Origin of the sequence: Mycobacterium sp. 1245852.3 (genome assembly GCF_001669335.1) — a bacterium.
GTDB lineage: Bacteria > Actinomycetota > Actinomycetes > Mycobacteriales > Mycobacteriaceae > Mycobacterium > Mycobacterium europaeum_A.
In genome coordinates this window covers 1-688 of record NZ_LZLL01000266.1, presented here as the reverse complement: position 1 = coordinate 688, position 688 = coordinate 1, and the positions used below count along the sequence as shown (strand labels likewise).

At 70.3% G+C, this 688-nt stretch carries 1 protein-coding gene; it reads right to left on the bottom strand.

The features are described 5' to 3' along the window. A partial coding sequence (locus tag A9W96_RS11600; RefSeq protein ID WP_231999665.1) for a sensor histidine kinase occupies nucleotides 1-688 on the bottom strand: 688 nt, incomplete at both ends.

The following is a 688-nucleotide window of genomic DNA, read 5'->3' as shown; positions in this document are numbered from 1 at the left end:
ACCACCCGTCGCGGGTGGGGCCGACGTCGATGGCCCCGCCGAGCAGCTCGACGCGCTGGCGCATGCCGCGCAAACCGCGCCCTTCGGGTGACCGGGTGGCCGGCACCGCGGCGGGTAGCAGGTTGGTGACGGCGAGCCTCGCCGATGCGGGTGAAATGTCGAGCACCACACCGGCTTTCGACTCGGGCGCATGCTTGGCGATGTTGGCCAGCGATTCCTGGGTGATGCGGTACAGCGCGAGGCCGACCGCGGCCGAGACGTGATCGGTGGGCCCTTCGACGCACAGCGCGACGGCCAGGCCGGCCCGCTGGAAACCCTCGACCAGCAGCGCGATGTCGTCGATACCGGGTTCGGGCACGGTTTGCGCGGCCTTGGTCGGCCAGTTGTCGAGCAGCCCGACGGTACGACGGATGTCGGCCATCGCCTGGCGGCCGAGTCGCTCGGCCTGTTCTAAAGCCTCGACCGCGTCGTCGACGTCGCGATCCTGTTGCAGCGCGCGGCGCGCGCCGGTCACGTGCAGCAGGGTGATGCTGAGCGAATGGGCGATGACGTCGTGCACTTCGCGCGCGATGCGCCGCCGTTCGTCGGCGGCGGCGTGTTCGGCCAGCATGTCCTGCGCCGCAATCTGTTCGGCCAGCAGCAACCGCTGGGTGCGCATCAGGTAACCGAGGAGCCACCCCACCGCGAT